The organism is Candidatus Hydrogenedentota bacterium (genome assembly GCA_016791475.1).
GTDB lineage: Bacteria > Hydrogenedentota > Hydrogenedentia > Hydrogenedentales > JAEUWI01 > JAEUWI01.
On the sequence record JAEUWI010000501.1, the window covers coordinates 1 to 509 of the forward strand.

Sequence of the window (509 nt, forward strand, 5' to 3'; positions counted from 1 at the left end):
GAAAAGGACCAGGCGAAAAAGCTCGGTGCGCGCTGGGACGCTGCGCGCAAGCGCTGGTACATCGACGGCGGCCTCGATCCGGCCGTGTTCGCGAGCTGGCAGCCGATGCCGCACGACGCGGCGGCGTCGAGGCGAGGCGCGCCTGCCGGTGCCGAGGGCAAGGTGCAGGTCGGCAGCCGCTTCGTCGCGTTGCCGCGGGTGTGCGACTGCCTGCCCTGGGATGACTGCGACGTCTGCCGCCTGCAGGCGTGGCCGCAATAGACGGGGAGGGTGCAGGCATGGAAGCGGTGGCGGTGATCGACTTCGAGACCACGGGGCTGTCGCCTGCGCAGGGCGACCGCGCGACCGAGATCGCCGCGGTGATCGTGCGGGACGGCCGGGTGGTGGATCGCTACCAGAGCCTGATGAACGCGGGCGTGCGCATCCCGGCCCATATCGAATCCCTGACCGGGATCTCCAACGCGATGATCCGCAGCGCCCCGACTGCGGCGCAGGTGATGCGCGAGGTC

Annotated in this window: 2 protein-coding genes; both read left to right on the plus strand. The window is 70.7% G+C overall.

Annotated features, from left to right (window positions below):
- The coding region (locus tag JNK74_30470; GenBank protein MBL7650493.1) for a hypothetical protein at positions 1-261 on the plus strand (261 nt) is incomplete at its 5' end.
- Between the two features lie 17 nt (positions 262-278).
- Positions 279-509: 3'-5' exonuclease (locus JNK74_30475; protein MBL7650494.1), on the plus strand; the 231-nt coding region annotated here is incomplete at its 3' end.